Origin of the sequence: Amycolatopsis sp. NPDC049253 (assembly GCF_040678995.1) — a bacterium.
GTDB lineage: Bacteria > Actinomycetota > Actinomycetes > Mycobacteriales > Pseudonocardiaceae > Amycolatopsis.
In genome coordinates this window covers 73,116-95,778 of record NZ_JBFAQX010000028.1, presented here as the reverse complement: position 1 = coordinate 95,778, position 22,663 = coordinate 73,116, and the positions used below count along the sequence as shown (strand labels likewise).

At 70.9% G+C, this 22,663-nt stretch carries 28 protein-coding genes; 3 read left to right on the top strand and 25 right to left on the bottom strand.

Features of this window, described 5'->3' with window-relative positions; all coding sequences use genetic code 11:
- Positions 1–39: 39 nt before the first annotated feature.
- The 4 genes from AB0K15_RS38735 to AB0K15_RS38720 all read right to left on the bottom strand — a co-directional run bounded on the left by AB0K15_RS38735 (position 40) and on the right by AB0K15_RS38720 (position 6,676).
- Positions 40–537, bottom strand: coding sequence for a DUF302 domain-containing protein (locus tag AB0K15_RS38735; protein ID WP_364062580.1), 498 nt, complete (start codon positions 535–537; stop codon positions 40–42).
- Positions 538–595: 58 nt separating this feature from the next.
- Complete coding sequence (gene car, locus AB0K15_RS38730; protein WP_364062577.1) at positions 596–4,111, bottom strand: carboxylic acid reductase; 3,516 nt, start codon at positions 4,109–4,111, stop codon at positions 596–598.
- Positions 4,112–4,367: 256 nt separating this feature from the next.
- Positions 4,368–5,096, bottom strand: coding sequence for a GNAT family N-acetyltransferase (locus tag AB0K15_RS38725; protein ID WP_364062574.1), 729 nt, complete (start codon positions 5,094–5,096; stop codon positions 4,368–4,370).
- Positions 5,093–6,676, bottom strand: coding sequence for an MFS transporter (locus tag AB0K15_RS38720; protein ID WP_364062571.1), 1,584 nt, complete (start codon positions 6,674–6,676; stop codon positions 5,093–5,095). Before AB0K15_RS38720 ends, AB0K15_RS38725 begins: the two co-directional genes overlap by 4 nt.
- 56 nt (positions 6,677–6,732) lie before the next feature.
- Between AB0K15_RS38720 and AB0K15_RS38715 the strand changes: the two genes are divergently transcribed.
- A complete protein-coding gene (locus AB0K15_RS38715; protein ID WP_364062568.1) occupies positions 6,733–7,260 on the top strand; it encodes a helix-turn-helix domain-containing protein in 528 nt (175 codons plus the stop codon).
- 95 nt (positions 7,261–7,355) lie between these two features.
- On the opposite strand, the gene AB0K15_RS38710 is transcribed toward AB0K15_RS38715, so the two are convergent.
- From AB0K15_RS38710 to AB0K15_RS38690, 5 genes are read right to left on the bottom strand one after another with little or no spacing between them, the layout of a single operon-like run.
- The gene (locus AB0K15_RS38710; RefSeq protein WP_364062565.1) at positions 7,356–8,264 is read right to left on the bottom strand and encodes an NmrA family NAD(P)-binding protein; all 909 of its coding nucleotides are present in this window, start codon (positions 8,262–8,264) and stop codon (positions 7,356–7,358) included.
- A gap of 26 nt (positions 8,265–8,290) precedes the next feature.
- Positions 8,291–9,172 (bottom strand): haloalkane dehalogenase, encoded by an 882-nt coding sequence (locus AB0K15_RS38705; RefSeq protein WP_364062562.1) that lies wholly within the window; start codon positions 9,170–9,172, stop codon positions 8,291–8,293.
- A complete protein-coding gene (locus tag AB0K15_RS38700) occupies positions 9,169–9,498 on the bottom strand; it encodes a hypothetical protein (protein ID WP_364062559.1) in 330 nt (109 codons plus the stop codon). Before AB0K15_RS38700 ends, AB0K15_RS38705 begins: the two co-directional genes overlap by 4 nt.
- Positions 9,499–9,539: 41 nt before the next feature.
- Positions 9,540–9,935 (bottom strand): hypothetical protein, encoded by a 396-nt coding sequence (locus AB0K15_RS38695; protein ID WP_364062556.1) that lies wholly within the window; start codon positions 9,933–9,935, stop codon positions 9,540–9,542.
- A 34-nt stretch (positions 9,936–9,969) separates the two neighbouring features.
- Positions 9,970–10,275, bottom strand: coding sequence for a putative quinol monooxygenase (locus tag AB0K15_RS38690; RefSeq protein ID WP_364062553.1), 306 nt, complete (start codon positions 10,273–10,275; stop codon positions 9,970–9,972).
- 126 nt (positions 10,276–10,401) lie between these two features.
- Here AB0K15_RS38690 and AB0K15_RS38685 point away from each other — a divergent pair, with 126 nt between their 5' ends.
- Positions 10,402–10,941, top strand: coding sequence for a helix-turn-helix domain-containing protein (locus AB0K15_RS38685; protein WP_364062550.1), 540 nt, complete (start codon positions 10,402–10,404; stop codon positions 10,939–10,941).
- Here the strand turns inward: AB0K15_RS38685 and AB0K15_RS38680 are convergent, their stop codons facing one another.
- The 13 genes from AB0K15_RS38680 to AB0K15_RS38620 form a co-directional block, all read right to left on the bottom strand.
- Positions 10,942–11,709, bottom strand: coding sequence for an SDR family oxidoreductase (locus tag AB0K15_RS38680; RefSeq protein ID WP_364062547.1), 768 nt, complete (start codon positions 11,707–11,709; stop codon positions 10,942–10,944).
- 86 nt (positions 11,710–11,795) lie between these two features.
- The gene (locus AB0K15_RS38675; protein WP_364062544.1) at positions 11,796–12,131 is read right to left on the bottom strand and encodes a VOC family protein; all 336 of its coding nucleotides are present in this window, start codon (positions 12,129–12,131) and stop codon (positions 11,796–11,798) included.
- Between the two features lie 14 nt (positions 12,132–12,145).
- On the bottom strand, positions 12,146–12,643 hold the full coding sequence (locus AB0K15_RS38670) for a flavin reductase family protein (RefSeq protein ID WP_364062541.1): 498 nt from the start codon (positions 12,641–12,643) through the stop codon (positions 12,146–12,148).
- Positions 12,636–12,986: a hypothetical protein gene (locus AB0K15_RS38665; RefSeq protein WP_364062538.1), complete on the bottom strand. Its 351-nt coding sequence runs from the start codon at positions 12,984–12,986 to the stop codon at positions 12,636–12,638. The genes AB0K15_RS38670 and AB0K15_RS38665 overlap by 8 nt, the downstream gene beginning before the upstream one ends.
- A complete protein-coding gene (locus tag AB0K15_RS38660) occupies positions 12,987–13,616 on the bottom strand; it encodes an LLM class flavin-dependent oxidoreductase (RefSeq protein ID WP_364062535.1) in 630 nt (209 codons plus the stop codon).
- Between the two features lie 17 nt (positions 13,617–13,633).
- Complete coding sequence (locus AB0K15_RS38655; protein ID WP_364062532.1) at positions 13,634–13,954, bottom strand: alpha/beta fold hydrolase; 321 nt, start codon at positions 13,952–13,954, stop codon at positions 13,634–13,636.
- 9 nt (positions 13,955–13,963) lie between these two features.
- Positions 13,964–14,137 carry a hypothetical protein gene (locus AB0K15_RS38650; RefSeq protein ID WP_364062529.1) on the bottom strand — a complete coding sequence of 58 codons (174 nt, stop codon included), beginning with the start codon at positions 14,135–14,137 and terminating at the stop codon, positions 13,964–13,966.
- Positions 14,134–14,850 carry an alpha/beta hydrolase gene (locus AB0K15_RS38645; protein WP_364062526.1) on the bottom strand — a complete coding sequence of 239 codons (717 nt, stop codon included), beginning with the start codon at positions 14,848–14,850 and terminating at the stop codon, positions 14,134–14,136. The genes AB0K15_RS38650 and AB0K15_RS38645 overlap by 4 nt, the downstream gene beginning before the upstream one ends.
- Before the next feature lie 44 nt (positions 14,851–14,894).
- Positions 14,895–15,668: an ABC transporter ATP-binding protein gene (locus tag AB0K15_RS38640; RefSeq protein WP_364062523.1), complete on the bottom strand. Its 774-nt coding sequence runs from the start codon at positions 15,666–15,668 to the stop codon at positions 14,895–14,897.
- A complete protein-coding gene (locus AB0K15_RS38635) occupies positions 15,665–16,438 on the bottom strand; it encodes an ABC transporter ATP-binding protein (protein ID WP_364062520.1) in 774 nt (257 codons plus the stop codon). The genes AB0K15_RS38640 and AB0K15_RS38635 overlap by 4 nt, the downstream gene beginning before the upstream one ends.
- The gene (locus AB0K15_RS38630; RefSeq protein ID WP_364062517.1) at positions 16,435–17,415 is read right to left on the bottom strand and encodes a branched-chain amino acid ABC transporter permease; all 981 of its coding nucleotides are present in this window, start codon (positions 17,413–17,415) and stop codon (positions 16,435–16,437) included. The genes AB0K15_RS38635 and AB0K15_RS38630 overlap by 4 nt, the downstream gene beginning before the upstream one ends.
- Positions 17,412–18,290: a branched-chain amino acid ABC transporter permease gene (locus tag AB0K15_RS38625; protein WP_364062514.1), complete on the bottom strand. Its 879-nt coding sequence runs from the start codon at positions 18,288–18,290 to the stop codon at positions 17,412–17,414. The genes AB0K15_RS38630 and AB0K15_RS38625 overlap by 4 nt, the downstream gene beginning before the upstream one ends.
- Positions 18,291–18,295: 5 nt before the next feature.
- The gene (locus AB0K15_RS38620; protein WP_364062511.1) at positions 18,296–19,483 is read right to left on the bottom strand and encodes an ABC transporter substrate-binding protein; all 1,188 of its coding nucleotides are present in this window, start codon (positions 19,481–19,483) and stop codon (positions 18,296–18,298) included.
- Positions 19,484–19,729: 246 nt separating this feature from the next.
- Here AB0K15_RS38620 and AB0K15_RS38615 point away from each other — a divergent pair, with 246 nt between their 5' ends.
- Positions 19,730–20,524, top strand: a complete 795-nt coding sequence (locus AB0K15_RS38615) for an IclR family transcriptional regulator (RefSeq protein WP_364062508.1) — start codon at positions 19,730–19,732, stop codon at positions 20,522–20,524.
- Here AB0K15_RS38615 and AB0K15_RS38610 read toward each other — a convergent pair.
- Genes AB0K15_RS38610 through AB0K15_RS38600 form a run of 3 tightly spaced genes read right to left on the bottom strand, consistent with a single transcriptional unit; the run spans position 20,521 to position 22,654 of the window.
- Entirely contained in the window at positions 20,521–21,237 is a 717-nt protein-coding gene (locus tag AB0K15_RS38610; RefSeq protein WP_364062505.1) for a class II aldolase/adducin family protein, read from the bottom strand. The two genes, AB0K15_RS38615 and AB0K15_RS38610, sit on opposite strands and share 4 nt — an antisense overlap.
- Complete coding sequence (locus tag AB0K15_RS38605) at positions 21,234–22,460, bottom strand: FAD-dependent oxidoreductase (RefSeq protein ID WP_364062502.1); 1,227 nt, start codon at positions 22,458–22,460, stop codon at positions 21,234–21,236. Before AB0K15_RS38605 ends, AB0K15_RS38610 begins: the two co-directional genes overlap by 4 nt.
- Entirely contained in the window at positions 22,457–22,654 is a 198-nt protein-coding gene (locus AB0K15_RS38600; RefSeq protein ID WP_364062499.1) for a ferredoxin, read from the bottom strand. Before AB0K15_RS38600 ends, AB0K15_RS38605 begins: the two co-directional genes overlap by 4 nt.
- Positions 22,655–22,663 lie beyond the last annotated feature (9 nt).

Here is a 22,663-nt window from a genome sequence, read left to right as displayed (position 1 = left end):
GGCACGCACTCTCGCGCGCCGGCATCCTTCACCACGGCTTCAGGCGGTGGTGCCGGTGAGCTTCTCGACGAACTCGGCCACTTTGGCGTCCAGGCCGTAGGCGGTGCGGGTCAGCTCTTCGTTACCGATGAAGTTGAAGATCGACGACGGCAGGTCGTAGGTCACGCGGGCGCGGCCGTCGGCGTCTTCGTAGACCATGATCTGGTTCGGCGCCTCCAGGCCGAAACGCGTGTCGTAGCGCATCATGGTCTCGGCGATGAGCGGGTTGCCGTAGACGTACTTCTTGGCTTTCACCCGGTGCCCGTAGAAGCCCATCCAGCGGCCGTGGTCCACCTCGAAGAAGCGCAGCATCCCGCTCGGGCCGAGCTGCTTGGTGATCTCCGCCTGCCACTCCTCGACGGTCTCCGCCGCGGCGAGGATGTCGTTGAACCTGCCGCGTTCGACGTCGCCGAGCACGGCGTCGAGCTCCGCCACCACTTCCTCGTAGGTCTTGTCGCTGATGTACTCGTAGTTTTCCACGGTGTACTTGGTTTTCACGGATTTCTCCCGTCAGAATCTGACTAATTAAAAGCAAAGCCAGCGGGGCATCGGAAGGTCAGATCAGGCCGAGGCCGGCGAGGTCCGAGGCGTACTTTTCGATGAGCTCGGCCGTCACGTGCGGGATGTCCGCGTCCGCACCCACGCGGGCCTTCCGGACGGCCGCGCGGAAGCGGTCCGCCGGAATGACCGCCCCCGCAACGGGTTCCTCCGGCTCCGCATACGCGTGCAGCAACGGCAGGAGCGAGTACTGCTTCTGCTTCTCCGGCAACGCACGGATCGCCGTCTCGAACCGCTCGAACCACGTGTGGTAGTCCTCGACGCGGCTGATCCGGTAGCCGGCGGCAACGAGCCAGTCCACACAGGTGTCGAGCGAGATGCCGTCCTCGTGCGAGTTGAGCACGTTGTAGGTCCGGTAGCCCTCGGTCTCCAGGCCGAGCGCCGCGATCGCCTCGGCGGTGAAGTCCACGGGCAGCCCGTCGAAGTGCGCCGGCCCCGGTCCACTGTAGAACGATCGCGGCGCGATGCCCGTGATGATCAGGCTCAGCACCAGGCGCGTGAACATGTCGGGCACGTTCAGTTGCCCGGCGTAGCGGCTGTGCGCCAGGATCAGGTCCGAACGGAACGTGGTCACCGGCAGGTCCACCGCGTCGCTCGCTTCGCGCAGCAGCACCTCTCCCGCCCACTTGCTGGTGCCGTAGCCGTTGGCGTAGCTGTCGTCGAGTGTCCTCGACGGACTCGTCTCGCGGATGTCCGACACTTCGTCACCCGAAGCGGCCTGCGCGGCCACGGCGAAGGTGGAGAGGTAGGTGATCGGCTTGATCCGCGTGGTGATCGCGAGCCGGATCAGCTCCGCGGTGCCCACCACGTTGGGGCCGAAGAGCTGGTCGTAGGGCAGCACGTGGTTGACCAGCGCGGCCGGGTGCACGATGAGGTCGACGGTGTCGGCGAGCGCCTGCCACGCCGGTTCCTCGAGACCGAGGTCGGCCGAGCCGATGTCGCCGGCCAGCACCTCCAGGTGGTCGGCGGCCAGCGCGCGGAAGTGCTGCAGCAGAGCCAGATCGCCCGTGTCCAACGCTTCCTCGAGCCGCGCGTAGGCCGCTTCGGCGGTGCGCCCGCGCACGAGGCAGACGAGTTTCCCGCCGGTCTCGGCCAGGCGCTCCAGCCATTCGAGGCAGAGGAAGCGGCCGAGGTACCCGTTGGCTCCCGTCAGCAGAACCGTGCGCACGGTGCCCGTGGGACGGGGCAGGTTCTTCGCCGAGGCCAGGGTTTCGGCGTCGATGAACTTGTCGAGCGTGAGCTCGGCGGCGTGGACGACGGTGCTCTCGGCACCGTGCACGGTGGCGAACGTCGGCCGCTGCACGCCCGGCTGCCGGGCTTGCTCGATGTGCCGGGCGATCGCGCGCAGGTCGTTGGCCGGGCTGATCACCACGTCGACCGGGACGTCGACGCCGAAGATGTCGCGCAGCAGGTTCGAGAACGACAGCGCCGAAAGGGAATCGCCACCGAGGTCGGCGAAGCGGGCCTCCGGGCCCAGCTCGGCCGCCGACGCGCCGAGCAGCGCCTCCGCCGCCCGCGCCACCGTGTCCGCCACCGGCCGGTCGCGCCCGAGCCGGCGCAGCTCCCGCAGCTCGCTGCCTTCGCGGTCGGCGATCTCGGCGTACAGCACTTCCAGGCGTTCGCCGTAGTGCTTCTTCAACGCCGGGCGCTGGAGCTTCTTGATCCCGGTGAGCAGACCGTTGACGGTGCTGAACGGCTCGGTCTCGACCAGGAAGTCGCGCGGGATCTCGTACGAGTTGAGCTCGGCCTCCTTCGCCGCCTGCTGCAGCGAATCGCTCAACCGGCGCTTCAAGGCCGCGGGGTCGCCCTCGGCGAGCGCCGCGCGTGTCGGCACGATCACCGCGAGCAGGTGGGAGCGCTCGCTGCTGCCGTAGACGTAGATCTGCTCGACCAGCGGCGCCGCCGCGAACACGGCCTCCAGTTTGGACACCGCGACGAACTCGCCCTGCGACAGCTTGAGCACGGTCTTGCGCCGGTCGAGGTACACCAGCTCGCCCGAGCTGTGCTCCGCCATGATGTCGCCGGTGTGGTAGTAGCCCTCGGCGTCGAACACCTCGGCCGTGGTGTCCGGCCGGCGGTAGTACCCGGCGACCAGCGTGCCGCCCTTGACCACCAGCTCACCGCGCGGGTGCGGCAGGTCGGTGGAGAAGTAGCCGAGCTCCGGCACGTCGAGCAGCCGGTAGCCGGACACGCGGTGCGACCACATCCTGCCGTCGAACATGACGACACCGCCGGTTTCGGTGGCGCCGTAGCCGTCGTGCATCGGGACGTGCAGCAGGGACTCCATGAACGTGGTCAGCTCGGCCGAAAGCGGGGCGGACCCGAAGCCGGCCCAGAGGATCCGGCCGCCGAGCGTCTTCTCGCGCAGCTCGGTCTTCACCTCTTCGTCGAGACCCTCGCGGAAACCGCCGGCGGCCACGCGGCCGTCGAGGTCACTGCGGTAGTGCTGGAACAGCATCTCGCAGATCCGCGGCACGACGAGCAGCTCGGTCGGGCGCACCAGCGAGTAGTCCTCCAGCAGGGTGGACAGGTCGCTCTTGCCCACCAGGTAAACGGTGCCGCCGCACCCCAGCGTGCTGGCCGTCACGTTCTGGCCGACGACGTGGCTCATCGGCAGGAAGTCGAGCACGATCGCGGGATTGTCGCGGCCGGGCATGAAATCGCGCCACAGCTCGCGGGAGACGCGCTCGGTGTACATGGCACCCTTGGGCGTGCCGGTGCTGCCCGAGGTGTAGATGAGCATCGCCAGCGGATCGGCGTCCGCGGGGTCTTCTGGGTCGGCGGAGGCGAGCGGCGCGGCCGGGAGTGCGGAGCCGCGTTCGACGACCGCGGGCAGAACGTCGAGCACGACGTCGCTGCCGGCGTCGGAAAGACGTGCTCGCGCCGCTTCGACGCTCTCGCGGTGACCGTCGAGCTCGGCGGTGTAGTCGAAGACCACGAGCCGGAGCACCGACGGGCTTGCGAGGACGAGGTCGACCGCCGTGGCGAGGTACTCCGAGCTCGCGACGAGCACCTTGGCGCCGGTCTCCTCGACGATGGGCTTGAGGTTGCCCGCGGTGGCCCCCGCCTGCAGGGGCACGGAGACGGCGCCGAGCCGGATGCAGGCGAGCTCGACCGCGACGTAGTCGGAGCTCACGAAACCCAGGGTGGCGACGAAATCACCCCGGCGCAGCGGCGTGTGCGGATCGTGGTGCCATTCGCTCGCGACGGCGGTCGCGCGGGCCCAGAGGTCGCGGTAGCTGATCGTCTCGAAGCGCGGCAGCAACCGGACCTCGGTCCGGCCCGTGGCCGGATCGGTGAAGGTCTCCCGCGCGCGCTCGCCCAGCGCGGGCCGGTCGGCGTAGCCCGCCATGACGGCGGCCACGGTTTCCGCCAGCGAAAGACCCGGCCGGAACGCCGCCTCGTGGACGTCGGCCCGGGGAATCGCGTCACGAACCTGTGAATCGTTTTCGCACAGCTGCGCCGTCCGCCGCTCGTACTGGCCCCGGGCGTCGCGTGGATAGGTGGTGGTCATGACTTTCCTCCCCGAAAGCGCGTGGTCGGCCGGGATCCCGGCCGGGAAGTGGGTTGATAAACGCAACCTACTACGGGATGGAAATTTTTTGCCATCCCCCAATGTGATCTTCAGGCCGCCGTGTCCTATTGGCCGGGAAAAAAGATCAAGTATTTTCCGGCCGGCGAAATTACCGGAACCAGGCAGCACGAAGGCCGCCCTGGCCATTTCACCAGGACGGTTTCGGAGGATCAATCGCGCTTTTCTGTGGACGCTTTCAGGACTCCGGCGGACGGACCACGGTGAGCAGAAGATCGGCGCGGCGGACGAAACCCATCGACTCGTAGATCCGCGCGGCGACCTTGTTCTCGTGCATCACGTGCAGGAACGGCCGGTTGCCGTCGCGGCGGATCCCGGCCGTCACCGCGGACACCAGCCGGCGGGAAAGTCCCTGGCCCCGGTGGCCGGGGTGCGTGCAGACAGCGCTCACCTCACCCCAGCCCGGCGGGCCGAACCGGCGGCCGGCCATCGCGACGAGCCGGCCGCCGCGTCTGATCCCGAGGTAGCCGCCGAGGTCGACGGTGGCCCGTGCGAACGGGCCGGGCTTCGTGAGCTTGGCAAGAGCGAGCATTTCGTCGACGTCGGCACTGGTCAGTTCGACGACCGGGTCACCCACTCCGGGAGTTTCCTCGATCGTCGAAATCATCTGGGTGAGCAGCAATTCGGTGACAACGGTCCATCCGGTCGGCGCGGTGGCACGGCGGACCCCGTGCGCACTGGACGGAGAAAGCTGGACGGCCATCGAGTCACCCGGTCCCGTCAACGCGGCGAGCGCGTTCCAGGATTGCGGGTCGTCGGGATCCTCGACCGCGGCGAACGGCGCGATGTCCGGCCGATACCGGAAAGCACGAGAACCGTCCGGCTGTCCCGGAACCGCGAACCGCCGGTGCGGTCCCCGCAGCGAATGCCAGGCGGGGTAGTCCAGGACGGCGAACGAACCGGTCACGCCGGTGCTCCTTCCGGGCGGCGGCGGGCGGCCGCGTGCCGCACGAAGGCCACGGTCGGAATCGCCATGGCCACGAGGACGATGCCGCCGACGAGCAGTCCCAGGTGGACGGCGCCGGTGAACGCGGAAGCCACGGAGTTCGTCACCGTGGTCTTCAGGCCGGCCGGAACTCCGGCGGTGCTGCCGCCGTGGCTCGCGCCGTCCACGATCTGGCGGGTCACCCCGGCGGGCACCCGGGCGTCGAGCAGGCGGTCGGACAGGTTCCGGGGGAACTCGGTCGTGACGATCGTGCCCAGCACGCTCGGGCCGAGCACGCTGCCCAGCTGCCGGAACATGTTCACCGCGGCGCTGGCCATGCCCGCCTGCTGCGCGGGCACGCTGTTCACCGCGGCCGCGGTCGAGGGCGCCACCAGCAGCCCGGAACCGACACCGACGACCAGCAGGCCGGGCCACACCTGCCCGAACCCCTGCGCCGGCCCCGCCATCAGCAGGAGCAGCGCGCCGGCTCCCATGAGCACCAGCCCGCCGGTGAGCATGGTGACGAAGCCGATGCGCCGCACGAGCCGGGCCGCCACGGCGCTGACCACGATGTAGGTCCCGAACATGACCAGCATCCGCACGCCGGTGGCCAGCGCGCCCAGGCGCTGCACGCGTTCGAGGTACAGCACGCTCACCAGCGAGATCCCGACGAAGCCGAACATCGTGGTGGTCGCGACTCCCATGACCGCCGCGAACGACGGGCTCCTGAACAGCCGCAGGTCCAGCATCGGGTCGTAGTGGCGCAGCTCGACGCGGACGAAAGCCACGAGCGACACCGCGAAAACCACGTACACCGCGATGATCTGCGCGGCCGCGTAGCCGATGGACCCGCCCTCGATGATCGCGTAGGTCGCCGACGCGACGACGATCGTGCCCAGCCCCACCCCGGCCGGGTCGAGCCGCCGCGTCGGGTGCTTGCTCTCCGGGACCAGCACGGGCGTCAGCGCGATCGCGACGACACCGAGTACGACGTTGGTCAGGAACACCGCGTGCCAGCTCGAGTGGTCGAGCAGGATTCCCGCCACCGGCGGGCCGATCGCGAGACCCAGCCCGGAACAGCTCGCCCACACGCTGATCGCGCTCGTGCGTTCGCGCGGATCGGTGAAGGAGTGGCTGACGATCGACAGGCTGGCGGGCAGGATCGCGGCGCCGCCGACACCCATGAGCGCCTGGGCCGTGATCAGCAAGCCCGCGCTGCCGGAGGAGAACGCCAGCGCGCTGCTCGCGGCGAAGACGACCACCCCGGCGAGGAACACGGCGCGGCGGCCGACCAGGTCCCCCAGCGTGCCCGCCGTGAGCACCAGGCTCACCACGGCGAGTGTGTACGCGCTGCTGACCCACACCAGCTGGGCCGACGACGTGTGCAGGTCGGACTGGATGGCCGGCAGCGCGGAGATCATCGAGGAGACGTTGACGAACGCCATCATCACGCCGAGGCAGACCACCGCCAGAGCCCACCACCGGCCCTGCGCGGGAACTCCGGCCGCGGGTCTCGCGGTCTCCGGCCTGGTCATGGACACCGGCTGGCTTTCCAAAGACATAGCCAGCACGCTAGCAGCCTGACTATGGTCAAAGCTAGACAGGTACAGTGACTGTCATGGCACACACACAGGAGCCCGAGGCGGACCGTCCCGTGGTGACGCGCATCGGCCGGTTCGTCGACCGCGACGCGTGGACTGCCGAAGGCTGGTGCAAGATCGAGCGGGCGCTGGAGCTCATCGGCACCCGATCGGCGATGATCCTGCTGCGCGAGGCGTTCTACGGCGGCCGGCGCTTCGACGAGCTGACCCGGCGCACGGGCCTGAGCGACGCGGTCGCGGCCAAGCGCCTCAAACAGCTCGTCGACGACGGCCTGCTGCGCCAGCAGCCCTACCGCGAGCCCGGGTCGCGCACCCGCCACGAGTACGTGCTGACCGAGCGGGGACGTTCGCTGTTCCCCGTGGTGGTCGCGATGATGAACTGGGGCGCCACTCTGGAGGGCCCGACCGGCGGCGTCGAACTGGTGCACGCCGGCTGCGGTGAACCGCTCCTCGCCGCCGTGCGCTGCGCGGCCGGCCACGACGTCACCGTCGAAGACACCGAGGCACAGATCTCCCGCGATGCCAAACGGGCGCGGCGGGCGTAGCGTTCCCCGACTGTCGCGAGTGGACTGACTTGCCGCGCTCACCGGACCCACCACGGAGGACAACGGACTCTCCTCGCTCGCCCGGACCGCCCGCGTCACGGAGCGGGGACGAAACGCGGCCCGCTGGTCGCGAGGTCGGCGCGGTTCTCGCGGACGAACTCCGCCACCGACAGCGGCGGGCGTCCGCCGATCTTCTCGACGACGTCGTTCGTGCCGGAGAACACGCCGTTGCGGTAGTCGATCGCGACGTTCGACAGGTGCTGCACGAGGTGCGCGTCCGCGCCCTTCGCCAGTCCCGACGCGGAGAATTCCTCGACGCTGATCGGCTCGTAGTGCACGGGGTGGCCGAGCTCGGCCGCCATGGCCTTGGCGATCTCGTGGTGGTTCATCTCGACCGGACCGTGCAACGAGTACGCCGCGCGGTTGTGCGGCTCGGGCTGCAGGAGCAGCGCGGCGATCACGCGTGACTGGTCGGCCGAGGCGATCGGCGCGTGCCGTCCCTCGCCGAACGGCAGGCGCAGGTACCCCTCGCCGTCGCGTTTCTCCCACCACAGCTTCAGCCACTCGGCGAAGAACGTCGGCCGGATGTGCGTGGTGAGCAGGTCGGTCCGGTCGAGCAGCCGCTCGCACAGCCAGTGCTGGCGCGCGGCGTCGCTGCCGGCCTCGCGGCGGGCGGAGATCTGCGACATGTTCACCACCGAGCGCACCCCGGCCTCGGTCGCGGCCTGGGCGAAGATCACGGTGGCCTCCACGAGGCCCGGCAGGATCGGGTGGCAGAAGTACGCGCCGGTGACGCCCTGCAACGCGCTCGTCATGGCGTCGAGGTCGTGCAGGTCGGCCACGGCCACCTCCGCACCGGCTTCGGCCAGCGCGCGGGAGCGGCCGTCCTCGCTGTGCACCATCGCCCGGACGCGATGGCCGCCTTCGAGCAGCAGTTTGAGCGCGCCGCCCCCGGTCTTGCCGGTCGCGCCGGTGACCAGGAACAGCCTGTCGTCGTGGGACACTGCAACACCTTTCGAAATGCCGGAGCTCATCGGGACAGACCGCGGACGAACTGCGCGACCGCGGAGCCGATCAGGTCCGGGCTGTCCTCTTGCACGAAGTGGATGCCGGGCACCGTGAGCTCGGTCTGGTTGGGCCAGGCCCGGCAGAACTCCCGCTGGCGGGAGCCCAGGATCGCGCCGGGTTCGGCGTTGACGAACAACTTGGGCACGTCCGAGGTCGCCAGCCACTTGCCGTACTCCTCGACGATCGCCACCACGTCGGCCGGCTCACCCTCGATGGGCAGCTGGCGCGGCCAGCTCAACGTGGGCCGGCGGCTCTCCCCCGGCGTGAGGTAGGGCGCGCGGTAGACCGCCATCTCCTCGTCGCTCAGATCGCGCAGGACCCCGCCCGGCAGCACCTGCTCGACGAACGCGTTGCCGTCGAGGATCATTTCTTCCCCTCGGGGGGAGCGGAACCCCTCGAACGTGCCGCGGAACGACTCCCGCCGGTCGGCCCACGTCATCGGGGCCACGATCGACTCCATGTACGCGATCCCGGCGACGCGGTCCTGGTGCTGGAACGCCCAGTCGAAGCCGAGCGCCGAGCCCCAGTCGTGCACCACGAACACGACCTCGTCACCGAGATCGAGGTGCTCCCACAGCGCGAACAGGTACTCGCGCTGTTCGAAGTAGGAGTAGCGGTCCGGGCCCGAGGGCTCCAGCCGGCCGGAGTCGCCCATGCCGACGAGGTCGCAGGCGATCAGCCTGCCCAGGCCGTCCAGGTGCGGCATCACGTTGCGCCACAGGTAGGACGAGGTCGGGTTGCCGTGCTGGAACACGATGGCCGAGCCCTCGCCCTCGTCGAGGTACGCCATGCGGATCCCGTTGATCTCGGCGAACTTCTTCTCCGCGTACGGCTGGGTGTTCACTCTCGCCCTCCCTCGAAGGACTGTGCTTCGCCGGCGAATTCGACGGCGAGGTCGCTGAAGTCGACGACGATGGTCGGCCGGGACGCGGGCTTGCCGTCCACGACGGGGAGCACGTAGCGGTGCGTCGGGAAGAGCAGGCCCGAAACCGGCCGGTGTGCCTCCGTGTGGTGCGTCGCGGGGAAGTTGCCCAGCACGTAGGGCGCGTAGTCGACGCGGCGCTGCAGACCGCGTTCGTCGTAGTAGAACGTCTGCTGCGTGCTGTGCGTGTGCAGGTACGAAGGAACGTGACGCGCAGCCGCCGCCAGTCGCGGCCGCCGGCGTGCCACGGCTCGAGCTCCTCGGTCAGCACGCCGGGCAGGGTCAGCAGCTACGGGTTGGTGAGGTAGTTCCACATGCCGTACCCCGCGAAGTACAACGCGTGCAGCGCGTCCCACCGCGTGCCGCGGACTCGCGGCGGGAAGGACTCGCGGGGCGTGCGGCGTTCTTGGAGCACGACGCCGCCGGCGTCTTCGATCGTGACGCGCTGCGGCGTGTACACCCCGCGCAGCCCGCGGCCGGTGAAGTCGGTGAACACCGTGCGCTGCCGGTGCACGTCGACGGTCAGGTCGACGCCGGCGAACGTCTTCTCCTGGCCCAGGCCCGTCCACGTGGGCCCGACCATGTGCAGGTGCGCCCGGACCGTCCGGGCTGTGCTCCACCGCTCGCGGCCGCCGTGGGTTTCGAGCACCAGGTCGAGCAACCCGGCGCGCTGACCCTCGTTCACCGATCCACCCCTTCCGCCGGTCTTGAGAGCAGGCTCAGACGGCGGCCTTGTCGTCGACCAGGTTGCCCTTCATGAGCCACACGGGGCCCTCGGCGTAGGTGCTCGCCTCGGCGAAGAACGCGCCGAAGTACGGGCCTTGGGCGTGGGTGTTGAAGGCGTCGACGTCGGCGTAGACCTCGTTGAGGTAGAAGACGTCCGGGTTCTCCTCGTCCGCGATGACCTCGAACCGGATCGAGCCGGGCTCGTTGGCCAGGGAGTCGACGCCGGTCCTGCGGGCCACGCGCACGAAGTCGTCGCGGTGGTCCGGCTGCACGGTGAAGGAAACGAGGAACTGGTACATCGCTGGTTCTCCCGGGGATTCGACAGAGGTTGCACAACAGAGGCAAACGCAGTTCAGTCAATGAACTGCAGCCGACTGTAGCACAACTCCGGTTCAGTGAGCGAACCAGCGGAGTAGACTGCGGGTATGTCCCTTCCCAGCACCTACTCGGAACGCAACTGCTCCCTGGCGCGAGCCCTGGAGATCGTCGGCGAGCGGTGGACCTTGCTCATCGTGCGGGACGCGTTCTACGGCGTGCGCCGCTTCGGGGACTTCGCCACCCAGCTCGGCATCCCCCGCGCCGTGCTGACGGCCCGGCTGAAGCTCCTCGTCCGCGAAGGCGTGCTCACGCGCGACGACAGCGCGGGCACCGTCGAGTACGTCCTCACCGACAAGGGCGTGGCGCTGTGGCCGATCGTCCGCTCGCTCATCAACTGGGGTGACGACTTCTACTCGCCGGCCGGGGTGAAGCGCGCGCTGCGCCACGACGCGGACGGCGCGCTGCTCGACCACGAGGGCCGGTGCGAGAAGTGCGGCGAGCTCGTCGCGGTCGGCGACACCCGCATCGAACCCGGCCCCGGCTTCCGGCCGACCGGCGCCGAGGTCGACCCGGTGTCCGCCGCGCTCAACACCCCGCGGCGGCTGCTCGAACCGATCTCGGCGGCGCGGACCACGCCGGCCGGCTGACTACCAGTTGATGGGCGTCGCCAGGACCGGCTTGTCCTCCGGCGCCACCTTGCGCGCCTCCAGCACCTGCTTCGCGGGCGCACCGGCGGGGACGCGCAGCGGCGGTTCGGGCTGCTCGATCGTGTCGGCGACCGTCGCGGCCACCGCCTCCGGCGTCACGATCTCGCCGCGCAAGACCGGCAGTTCCCGGTACAGCGGCGAATAGGGGTCGTCGTCCTTCAGGTGCACCTTGGCGCGTTCGCCGCCGCCGGAGGAGACCGCGCCGGGCTGCACCAGGCTCACCCGGATGCCGAAGTGGCCGGTCTCGATGGCGAGCGTCTCGGCGAGCGCCTCCAGCGCCCACTTGGTCGCGCCGTACGGCCCGATCATCGGCAGCACCATCCGGCCCTGGATGCTGGACACGAACACCAGCCGGCCCGAGCCCCGCTCGCGCATGGCCGGCAGCACTCCTTGCACCACGCGAAGCGCGCCCAGCGTGTTGAGCTCGAACAGCCGCGCGACCTCGTCGAGCGGCACGCTTTCCAGCGGTGCGCGGACGCTTTCCCCGGCGTTGCTGACCACGACGTCGATCTCGCCGGCCTCGCGGATGGCCGCGTCGACGCTTTCCTGATCGGTCACGTCGAGGCGCAGGCGCTGGTCGACGGGCAGGTCGGCGAGCGTCTCGGGGCGGCGGGCGGTGGCGATCACGCGGTGCCCGCGCCCGGCCAGCTCGATCGCGATGGCGCGGCCGATGCCTTTCGACGCACCGGTGATGAGGACGGACGACATCGTGGTTCTCCTTGTCGGATAAGGGGGTTCCGGCCTGGTCGAGCCACAGCGGACACCGGCCGGACTGTTCTTCGGCGCGAGCACCTTCAGCCCGAAGGTGTGCCCCGTTCGATCAGCATCACGTGGTTCCCGTCCGGATCGGTCAGCCGGACGTGACCGTCGGGGTCCGGCAACGCCCGTCCACCGGCCGCGAGCGCTTGCGCCAACGCGGCCGGGAGATCGTCGACCAGCACAGCGAAAGCGGGCTGTGCCGGACGTTTCGGATCCGTCGGGCCGCACAGCGAAAGCGCGACGTGGTCCGAGGACACCCCGGCCCACCGGTCGCCGTCGACCCCGCGCTCGACGCAGCCGAGCGCGGCGTAGAAGGCCCTCGAAGTGTCCACGTCGGACACCGGAAGGACGCAGAACCTGATCGAGTTCACACCGTCTCCTCGACTCAGCTCGCCCGGGCGAGGGGCAGGGCGTGCAGGTCGCCTTCGTGGAACACCAGCGGCCGCCGGTCGAACGTCTCGACGGCTTCGACGCGGCCGACGGCGATCTCGTGGTCGCCGCCGGCGTACACGCCGTCCGTCGAGCACTCCAGCACGGCCGCGATCCCGTCGAGCTGGGGCAGCCCGTTGCGCCGGTGCCAGGCCAGGCCGCCGAACTTGTCCCCGCCCGAACGCGCGAACACCTTGGCGACCGCGTGCTGGTCGGCGGCCAGCATCTGCACCAGGAACCGGCCGGCCGTGCGGATGTGCGGCCACGTCGTGGACGACCGCGCGGCGCAGAACAGCACCACCAGCGGCGGGTCGAGCGACAGCGAGGTGAACGAGTTCACCGCGAGACCGACCGGCGTGCCGTCCGGCCGCGCGCTCGTCACCACGGCGACGCCGGTCGGCCACGCCGCGCAGGTCCGGCGCAGCTCGTCCGCGCCGACGACCCCGCTAGCCACGGCTCGCCCCCGCGTCCGCCGTCGACAGCCCGGCGAGCTTCGGCTTGACGTCACTGGCGAACGTCTCGATCCCGCGCACGGTCTCCTCGTGCTCCAGGAACCCGGCCTGGCCCATGAGCAGCAGGTGACCGAACCCGCCGACGCGCTCGTAGAACCGCTCGATCTGCCCGCGCACGGTGTCGGCGCTCCCGGCGAAGACGATGCCGCCGTCGATCATGTCCGGCAGCGTCATGGAGTTGAAGTCGTAGGCCGAGCGTTCGCCGGCCAGGCCCGCGGCGCGCACGAAGTACGGCGTGTACCCCGGCGGCTGCACGTGGTGGAACGGCACCTTGTTGGCCTTCACCTACCACATCAGCTTTTCCGCGCCGGCCAGGCCTTCCTCGTCCGTCTGTCCGGTGTAGACCAGGGCGGCGTAGGCGAAGCGGTCGTCACCGGGGACCGGCCGGCCCAGCTGCGCGCACTTGTCGCGGTAGGCGTCGAAGACCTTCCGCGTGCCGTCGAAGCCGGTGAGGAACGACGCGACCACGTGCCCGTTGTCCGCGATCCGGGCGGCGCTGGGCGCGGTCATCGCCGTGACCCACACGGGCGGGTGCGGCTGCTGGTAGGCGCGCGGCCAGATGTTCACGTGCCACTGCTGGAAGAACCGGCCCTCCCAACGGCACCCCGCGCGCGAAGCCGACCTCGAGCCGGCCGCGGCTGAGCACGTCGACCAGCGCCATCTCCTCGGCCACGCGCACCGGTCCTTGCGGTTGGCGATGGGATTGCCGAGGATCAGGATGCGGGCGTGCTCGGTGGTGCGCGCGAGCACGCCGGCGATCACCGGGGCCGCCGGGTCGAGGCAGGTCGCGGGCTGGTGGTGCTCGTTGATCATCACGTTCAGGCCGGCCCGGTCCGCCACCTGCCATTCGGCGAGGTAACGGTCCCAGAGCTGTGCCGCCCGCTCCGGGTCGATCACGCCGTTGGGCAGTTGCACGCGGAGGCGTCGTTCGGCTACCACAGGCCGCGCTTCGGCAGCCGCCACCGCAGGGCCAGGCCCTGGATCTCGACCTCGTCGTCGGTCTCGTCCAGCACGGCGGGCTCCGGCTGGATGTCGCCGGGCAGGCCGGGCGAGAGCGCGACCAGCGCGGCGATCCGGTCTCCGAGCGTGGCCGGCAGGCGGAACCCGAACGGCCCCGACATCGAGTGCACGACCAGAGCCACCGGCTCGTCCTGCGCCTCGAGCAGCGCGCCCAGCGCCGCGCAGACGACCTCGCCCGTGACCTCGTCCGGCGGCAGCGACGTGCTGCGCCCGATGCCGGGCCAGTCCGGCACCAGCACCCGCTAGCGGTGTTCGGCAAAGGCGTGGGCACAGCCGGGGCGACCGTCCGGAGTGGACAGATAGCACGCACCGGTCACGCTGCCGCCGTGCACGAGGACGATACTGCGCGCCGGGCCGTGGTCCGGCCTCAGCTCGTCGTAGTACAGCGGCGCCAGGAAACCGGTGCGGTGCCTCACGCGGTGGCCTCCAGCAACGCCTTCGCGAGCTCTGCCGGGTGCGTGAGCATGGCCTCGTGGCTGCCGGGGCACTCGACGATCCGCGGGTCGGTCAGCCGGCCGGCGGACCGCTCGTAGATCGCCTTCGGCGCGGCCTGGTCCTGCTGCAGGAAAACGTAGCTGCTGGGCACACCCGAGGTGAAGAACCGGGACAGCCGGACCGGCTCGGTGAGCCAGCCCAGCGGGGTCGGCACGAGCCGCGCGAGGACGCGCGCAGCCAGCTCCTCGTCGGCATCCTGCATGAACGCCCCCAGGAACATTTCGGGCGGCAGGGTGATGGAGTTGTCGGTGCTCTGCCCGGCCAGCGCGGTGGTCTCACCGACGACCTCGTCCGGCAGGAGGTCGTTGATGCACTCGCCGTCGGCCAGCACCCAGGCGTCCACGAACACGGTGCGCTCGACGCGTTCGGGTCGCTGTTCCGCTATGAGCTGGATCACCGGTCCGCCACCACTGTGGCCGACCAGGACGAACCGGTCGAACCCGTGCCGCTCGATCCGATCGATCAGGTCGTCGACCATGGTGGTCAGCGTCACGCCGGACCGGTCGACGGCGCCGTCCTCGTGGCCGCGCAGGGTCGGGGCGAACACGTCGTGGCCTGCGGCACGCAGCTGTTCGGCCACGCCATCCCACGCCCAGCCGCCTTGCCACCCGCCGTGGACGAGCACGATCTTCACCCGAACTCCTCGTTGGACATCTTCTGTGGACACTCTTCCGCAGGCTACAGCGGTTCGCGCAGCCCGGCGGGCAGCGCGCGGGCGTGGCCCACGGCGACGGCGTCCCGGGCGGTGCCGAGGTAGTGGCGGCTCACGTCGTCGTCGGCGAGCAGGGCCGCCGCGGTGTCGGTGCGGGTGATGGTGCCGTTCTCCATCACCACGCCGTGGTCGGCGATGCCGAGCGCGGCGGCGGCGTTCTGCTCGGCGAGCAGGATCGTCACGCCGTCACGCGCGAGCTGCTGCAGCACCCCGAGGATCTCGGTGACCAGCAAGGGCGCGATACCCAGTGACGGTTCGTCGAGCAGCAGCACCTTCGGCTCCCGCACGAGCGCCCGCGCGATGGCCAGCATCTGCTGCTGGCCGCCGGAGAGCAGCCCGGACTGGCGGGTGGCGAACTCACGCAGGATCGGGAACAGGCCGTAGACCCGCTCCAGCCGTTCGGTCACCGCCGGGCCGCGCACCCCGGTGCCGTGGAGCCCGACCTGCAGATTCTCGGCCACGGTGAGGTCGCCGAACAGCTGCCGCCCGGCCGGGACCAGGCACACGCCGCGGCGGGCCACCTCGTGCGCGGCGAGCCCGGCGACCGGTTCGCCGCCCAGCGTGACCTCCCCCGCGGCCGGCCGGTGCAGCCCGGCGAGGCACTTGAGCAGCGTGGTCTTGCCCGCGCCGTTGGCGCCGATCATCGCGACCATCGTGCCGTCGGGGACTTCGCACGAGACGTCGTGCAGCACGCGGGTGGAACCGTAGCGGGCGTCGAGGCCGCGGACGGTGAGGTTCATGGCTTCACTCCCAGGTAGGCCTCGATCACGGCCGGGTCGGCCTGCACGCGCTGGGGCACGTCGTCGGCGATCACGCGCCCGGCGTCGAGGACGGTGACGTGGTCGCTCACGGTCATGACCAGCTCGATGTTGTGCTCGATCACCACCAGCGAGATGCCGCCCGCGCACACGGCCCGCAGCGCGGCCGCGAGCTCGCCGGTCTCCGTGTCGTCGAGCCCGGCCGCCGGTTCGTCGAGCAGCAGCAACGTCGGTCCGCCCGCGAGTCCGCGGGCGACCTCGACCAGCCGCTGGGCGCCGGCGGGCAGCTCGCCCGCGAGGCTGTCGGCGAACGCGCCGAGCTCCAGGAACTCCAGCAGCTCGTCGGCGCGGCGGCCGAGCGCGCGCTCCTCGCGGCGGGTGCGCGGCAGGCGCAGGCCGTCGGAGAGGAAGCGCGCACGGGTGAAGCGGTAGCCGCCGAGCATCACGTTCTCGCGCACGGTCAGCGTGCCGACCAGCCGCGCGGACTGGAAGGTGCGCGCGAGGCCGAGCGTGGGCAGCCGGTGCGGGCGGACGCCGGTGATGTCGCGCCCGGCGAACTCGACACGGCCGGCGTCGGGCGCGGTGAACCCGGTCATGAGGTCGAGCAGCGTGGTCTTGCCGGCGCCGTTGGGGCCGATGATCGCACGCACAGTGCCCGGGGCGACGGTGAAGCTCACGTCGTCGACCGCGGTCACGCCGCCGAAGCGGCGGGTCAGGCCGTGCACGGCCAGCAGCGGGGTCTCGGTGGTCATCGCTGCACCGCTTTCTTGACCGCGCCCCAGATCCCGCGCGGCAGGTAGGTGATCACGAGGATGAGCACGACCCCGGCCACGAACGGCGACCAGGACGCGAAGCTCTGTCCCACCTCCGGCAGCCCCTGGATCACGAGCGCGCCCAGCAGCGGCCCGACGATCGTGCGCGCGCCGCCGAGCGCGAGCATGATCACGATGCTCAGCGCCACCGTCACGCCGACCACTTCCGGCGAGATGAACCGCAGGTAGAACGCGTAGAGGCTGCCGCCGAGCGAGGCATAGACGGCGGAGACCACGAACGCGCTGGTCTTGTAGCGAGCCGCGTTGATGCCGAGCATCGTCGCGGCCGCCGGGTCGGCGGCGATGGCCGAGAGCGCCCGCCCGGTCTGGGAACGCTGCAGGTTGCCGACGAACCACGCGCCGAGCCCGCACACCACGAGCAGCAGGTAGTAGTTGGCCTGGTCGCTGAAGACGTCGAACGTGCCCAGGCGCAGGCTCGGCACGCCGACGAGGCCCGAAGGCCCGCCGGTGAACCCGGTGAGCCCGGACGCGAGCGACTCCGTGATCACGGCCAGCCCCAGCGTCGCGAGCGCGAGGTAGTAGCCGCGCAGCCGCAGGAACACGGTGCCCAGTCCGGCCGCGACCGCAGCGGAGACCACGGCCATCACGATCATCGCCACCAGCGTCGGCCAGTGCCAGCGCAGCGTGAGCAGGCCCGCGCCGTAGCCGCCGATCGCCATGAACAGCGTCTGTCCCAACGAGACCTGGCCCGCGTAACCCATGAGCAGGTTGAGCCCGAGCACGATCAGGAAGAAGATCCCGGCGATCACGAGCAGGCCCAGCCAGCCCGGGACCAGCAACGGCAGCACGAGGGCGACGACCACCGCGACGGTCGCGACGATCAGCCGTCGCGGTGACCGTTGCGAGCGAGGCTGAGGTGTCCTCGTGAGCGGGGTGGTCTGTTCCTGCGTGGTCATCGGCGCACCTCGCTCGTCTTGCCCAGCAGCCCGGTCGGTCGCACGAGCAGGAGCACGATGAGCACGGCCATCGCAATCACCTGCGCGAGATCACCGCTGGTGTAGCGGCTGAAAAGTCCTTGCAGCAGACCGAGCACGAGGCCGCCGACCACGGCACCGGCCGTGCTGCCGAGGCCACCCGCGACCGCCGCGATGAACCCGGCGACCGCGTACGGGGTCACCGTGGAGAACTGCAGGAACGTCGCGGGGATGACCGTGGTGCCGGCCAACGCCGCCATCGCGCCGGCGAGGCTGAACGCGATCAGCCGGATGCGCCCGACGTTGATCCCTTGCAGCGCGGCGGCTTCCGGGTTGCTCGCCGTCGCGCGCATCGTCAGCCCGAGGCTCGTGCGCTGCACCAGGAACCACAGCGCGGCCACCGTCACCACGAGCGCGCCGATGATCCACAGGTACTGCGAGACGATGCGGACGCCGCCGATCGTGATCGCGGTGTCGCCGCTGAAGGGCTGCATCGTGTACGGCAGGTTGCCCCACACGAGCAGCAGCAGCCCGCCGATCGCCTGCAGCAGGCCGACGGTGACCAGCAGCATCCGGTCCGGCGTCGCGCGGGCCGCGGCCGGCGCCATCACCAGCCGTTCCACCACCGCCATGAGCACCGCGAAGAGCGGCACCACGATCACCACGGTGACCAGCGGCGGCACCCCCAGCCACTGCTGGATCGACACGGCCAGCAGCGCCGCGAGCACCACGAACCCGCCCTGGGCGAGGTTGATGATGCGGCTGATCGAGTAGACGAGCGAGACGCCCAGCGCGATCAGCGCGTACACGCCCCCGTCGGCGAGGCCGCCGATGAGGACCTGGATCAGTCCGGACATGGCCGTCATCTCCCCACGAAGGTCAGCCGGCCACCGGTCGCGCGCACGATGCCGACGTCGTCGGCGCCGATCCCGCGGTGGTTGTCCCGGGCGAACGAATAGGTGCCGACGACACCCGAGACCCCGCGCAGGCTCTCCAGTGCGTCACGGGCTCCGGCGACGTTGCCGTGCGCCTTCTCCAGTGCCTGCGCGACGAGCAGCACCCCGTCGTAGGCGACGCCGGGGCCGAAGTCGGGGTCGGCGCCGTAGCGGGCGCGGAACTCGTCGTGGTAGCCGCGTTCCAGTTGCTGCACCTGGGTGCTGGTGTTCTGCTGCTGCCACCAGAAGTCGCGCGTCGCCGGGATGAGCAGCGTGTCCGGCGTGTAGTCGGCGATGCGGCGCAGGAACGCGTACGTGAGGTTGCCGTCGGTGGTCGCGACCGGGAGCTTGAGCCCCATCTGGTCGATGCCCTTGAACGCGACACCCGCGGCCGCGCCGCTGCTCCACACCACCAGCGCCTGCGGCGTGCCCGAGGTGGTGGCCTGCAGCTGCGACGTCACCGACACGGCGGTGGGGCTGTAGCTGGCCTGTCCCACCACGGAAACACCCGTGTGCGCGGCGGCCGACTGGATCGCGTGCGCGCCGTCGAGGCCGCTCGCGTCGGTGGTGTAGATGAGCCCGACGCGGGTGATGCCCTGGCTCTTCCAGTACGCCAGCAGCCGCTCGGCGAGCGTGTCGGTCGGCGCGCTGGCCGACCACTGGTACGAGCCCGGTTTCGGCTTCACCCCGGGGGAAAGGCAGTAGTCGATCAGCTGCGCGCTGGACGCCAGCGGGATCACGGCCTGGCACGGACCGGACAACGACGGCCCGACGAGCGCGTCGACGCTGCCGAGCATTTTGCGCGTCTGCAGCACGGCTTGCGCGGGATTGCTCTGGTCGTCGGCGGTGCGCAGCCGCAGGGGCTTGCCGTTGACGCCGCCGCGGGCGTTGATCTGGTCCACCGCCAGCTGCGCACCTTGCAGCTCGCCGACGCCGAGCTGACTGCCGGTGCCGGTCTGGCTGGTGATGAGGCCCAAGGTGTAGGCGGAGTCGTCCGAAGCGGCTGAAGCGGAGCAGCCGGTCGTGGCGAGTGCGAGAGCCGCGAACACGAAGCCGAGGCGGCGCCGTGGCGGGGACGGTCTCGGCGGTGGGGAGAACTGAACAGCAATGGTCATGGTTCACCAGTCTTCTGCGATGAAGAAGTGCGCTCTGTCTAACAGAGGTTGACAACCGGGTCAAGGCACAGGTTCGCCGTGCGTTCCCAGCGTTTCGGAACGGTTGCGGACCGCGTTTTCCGCAGTTCGCAAAGCCGAGTTGTTTTCGAGTTCTTGGCTGCCGGGCAGGGGTTCCCGGCACGGACCGCCCGCGGCACGGAGATCACCGGGACCCGCCGGGTTCGCCTCTTGCCGTACGATTCTGCTATGAAGAAGCCCGCTCTCGACCCCGCCGGCGCGCACTCGCCCGCACCGCAGTACCCGATCGACTCGGTCGACAAGGCGCTTCGGATCCTCCTGCTGCTGGGGGATCGCCCCGAGCTGCGGATGACGGACGTCGCCGAGTACCTGGGTGTCGCCTCCTCCACCGCGCACCGGCTGCTGGCGATGCTGCAGTACCGCGGCTTCATCCGGCAGGACGCGCGCACGAAGACCTACCGGCCGGGCACCTCGCTCACGGCCGTCGCCTTCGCGATCCTGCAGCGGTTCGACGTGCGCGAGACGCTGCGGCCGTTCCTCGAGAAGCTCAACACCGAGTTCGCCGAGACCGTGCACCTCGCGATCCTCGACGGCACCACGGTGCGGTTCATCGAGGCCATCGAAAGCCCGCGCGCGGTCCGGGTGGCCTCGCGGCTCGGCCAGGCGATGCCCGCCAACTGCACCTCGACCGGCAAGGCGCTGCTCGCCGAGCTGTCCACCGAGGACCTGCACCGGATGTACCCGGACGAGGAGCTGGAGACCCTCACGCCCAACTCCATCGGCACGCGCGGCGAGCTGGAGCTGGAGATCGAGAGCGTGCGCCGGCGCGGGTACGCGACCAGCAGCGAGGAGAGCGAGGAAGGCGTGGCGTCGGTCGCCGTCGCCTTCCCCGCCGGGAACCTCCCCGCACGGCTCGCGCTGAACGTCTCGCTGCCGGTCGGGCGGCTGTCCCGCGCCGAGGTCCGGCAGATCGGCGAACGTCTCAAGGAGACGGTCGCCGAAGCCACGCCGCTGCTGCATTAGCCGAGCCGGGCAAGCTCGTGGCGCCAGGCCACGCCCTCGTTGAAGGCCGGCCCCAGATCAGGCAGCTCCGCCAGGTCCTCGGCCGGCAGGTCGGCGAGCCGGCCGCCGGCACTCACCACGTCCAGCGCCATCCGCGCGATCGTGTCCACCGACAGCGCGCGCAGCACCGCCTCCTGCACCGAACCGCCGCTGCTCGTGAGGCCGTGCCCCCGCAGCAGAACGACCGGCCGGCCGGCCATCGCCGCCACCATCTCCTTCGCCAGCGCTCGGTTGCGGACCAGGACGCCACGCGCGTACACGGGCACACCGCCGGCCGCGAGCTTCGCGCCGGGGATGTCGTAGGCGCCCACGATGGGCCGGATCGCCAGCCCCGCCAGGTCCGCCGCGACGACCGAAGGCGGGTGCGCGTGCACCACGGCCTTCACCTCGGCCGCGGTGCGCAGCACCTCGGTGTGCAGGGGCAGCTCGTTGGGGACCGACCAGCCGTCGAGCTCGCCGGGCGCCGCGGCCCCGCCGTCGAGGTCGACCAGCCGGATGTCCTCGGGTGTCGTCCACGCCAGCCCCCGCTCCTGGTTCCCGCGGCAGCGGACGAGCAGGCGATCGTCGTCGATGCGCAGGGAAACGTGGCCGAGAAACCCTTCCGCCAGCCCGCGGGCGGCGAGCACGCGGCAGGCGTCGGACACGAGCCGCCGTTCCCGCTGGAACTCGGTCATGCCGCGCTCACCGGTGCGATCAGCTTGTCCAGCACGGAAAGTCCTTCCTCGTAGGGGGTTCCGGCGGTGATGAGCCGGCGCGCGGCGACGAGCAGCTTCGGCCAGTTCACCGTGACGGCCGCGGAAAGCCGGCCGGTTTCGTCGCGGTAGAGCGCCGCGAACCGCGGCGGGTCGGCGGCGGGATCGCCGGCCAGCTCGAAGCCGGTCGCCCGGTTCGGCCGTCCGGCGATCTGGATCTTCCAGTCGTACTGGTCGCTCCACGCGTACTCGGTGGGCCGGTACTGCACCGGCTCCTCCGGGTGGACGACGTTGTGCGCCACGCACGCGGCCTGCTCGACCGCGTTGGTCCAGTGCTCGACGCGCACGTGCTCGCCGTGGCCGGCGTGGAACCAGCGGGCGACGTCGCCGACGCCGAAGATCTCCGGGTGCCCGGTGGCGTGGCAGAACTCGTCGCAGACGAGGCCGTTGTCCAGTTCCAGCCCCGAATCGGCGAGCCACCCGACCGCCGGCACCGCGCCGATGCCGACGACCACCGTGCCCGCGGGCAGCACCGTCCCGTCGGTGAGCGTGACCTCCAGCGCGCCCACGCGGCCGGACACCGCCTGGACGCCCGTGCCGAACCGCGTCTCGACGCCGTGACGCCGGTGCACGTCGCCGACCAGCCGGCCCACCTCGTCGCCGAGCACACGCGCGATCGGCGCGGGCAGCGGGTCGACGACGGTGACCGCGCGGCCGGCGGCGTGGGCGGTGGCCGCGACCTCGGCGCCGATGAACCCGCCGCCGACGACCACGAGCGCGCCCGGTTCGGCGAGCGCGACGCGCAGGCCGGTGCCGTCGGTGAGGGTCCGCAGCACGTGCACGCCGGATTCGGCGGCCCACGGCGACGGTCGCGCGGCGGCGCCGGTGGCGACCACCAGGGTGTCGTAGCCGATGGTCGTGCCATCGGCGAGGTTGACGGTGCGCGCGGCGGGGTCGAGGCCCGTCGCCGCGACGCCGAGCCGCAGCTCGATGCGGTCGGCGGCGGCTTCCTCCTCCGTGAGCAGCGCGAGCCGGTCGTGGTCCCACGCACCGGCGAGGAACTGCTTGGACAGCGGCGGTTTGTCGTAGGGCAGGTGCGGCTCGGCTCCGACGAGGACGATCCGGCCGTCGTGGCCCTGCGCCCGCAGCGCCTGCGCCGTGCGGACCCCGCCCACCGACGCGCCGACGATCACGACCGTGCTCATCCGTCGATCACCCCCAGCGCCTTGACCGGGCAGCTGCGCGCGGCCGCTTCGACGCGGGCGCGGTCGGCCTCGGGGACGGTTTCGGTCAGCAGGACGACTTTGCCGTCGTCGTCGATGTCGTAGACGTCGGCGGCGGTGGTGAGGCAGTTGCCGTAGCCCTGGCAGAGGTCGGTGTCGGCGGTGAGCTTGGCCATCGGGTCTTT

Coding starts and splice junctions, on each gene's coding strand:
- car (WP_364062577.1), bottom strand. CDS start 4,111: ATGACCACCACCTATCCACGCGACGCCCGGGGCCAGTACGAGCGGCGG.
- AB0K15_RS38635 (WP_364062520.1), bottom strand. CDS start 16,438: ATGACCACCGAGACCCCGCTGCTGGCCGTGCACGGCCTGACCCGCCGC.
- AB0K15_RS38690 (WP_364062553.1), bottom strand. CDS start 10,275: ATGTACCAGTTCCTCGTTTCCTTCACCGTGCAGCCGGACCACCGCGAC.
- AB0K15_RS38715 (WP_364062568.1), top strand. CDS start 6,733: ATGGCACACACACAGGAGCCCGAGGCGGACCGTCCCGTGGTGACGCGC.
- AB0K15_RS38605 (WP_364062502.1), bottom strand. CDS start 22,460: ATGAGCACGGTCGTGATCGTCGGCGCGTCGGTGGGCGGGGTCCGCACG.
- AB0K15_RS38640 (WP_364062523.1), bottom strand. CDS start 15,668: ATGAACCTCACCGTCCGCGGCCTCGACGCCCGCTACGGTTCCACCCGC.
- AB0K15_RS38680 (WP_364062547.1), bottom strand. CDS start 11,709: ATGTCGTCCGTCCTCATCACCGGTGCGTCGAAAGGCATCGGCCGCGCC.
- AB0K15_RS38610 (WP_364062505.1), bottom strand. CDS start 21,237: ATGACCGAGTTCCAGCGGGAACGGCGGCTCGTGTCCGACGCCTGCCGC.
- AB0K15_RS38600 (WP_364062499.1), bottom strand. CDS start 22,654: ATGGCCAAGCTCACCGCCGACACCGACCTCTGCCAGGGCTACGGCAAC.
- AB0K15_RS38720 (WP_364062571.1), bottom strand. CDS start 6,676: ATGTCTTTGGAAAGCCAGCCGGTGTCCATGACCAGGCCGGAGACCGCG.
- AB0K15_RS38685 (WP_364062550.1), top strand. CDS start 10,402: ATGTCCCTTCCCAGCACCTACTCGGAACGCAACTGCTCCCTGGCGCGA.
- AB0K15_RS38615 (WP_364062508.1), top strand. CDS start 19,730: ATGAAGAAGCCCGCTCTCGACCCCGCCGGCGCGCACTCGCCCGCACCG.
- AB0K15_RS38620 (WP_364062511.1), bottom strand. CDS start 19,483: ATGACCATTGCTGTTCAGTTCTCCCCACCGCCGAGACCGTCCCCGCCA.
- AB0K15_RS38625 (WP_364062514.1), bottom strand. CDS start 18,290: ATGTCCGGACTGATCCAGGTCCTCATCGGCGGCCTCGCCGACGGGGGC.
- AB0K15_RS38630 (WP_364062517.1), bottom strand. CDS start 17,415: ATGACCACGCAGGAACAGACCACCCCGCTCACGAGGACACCTCAGCCT.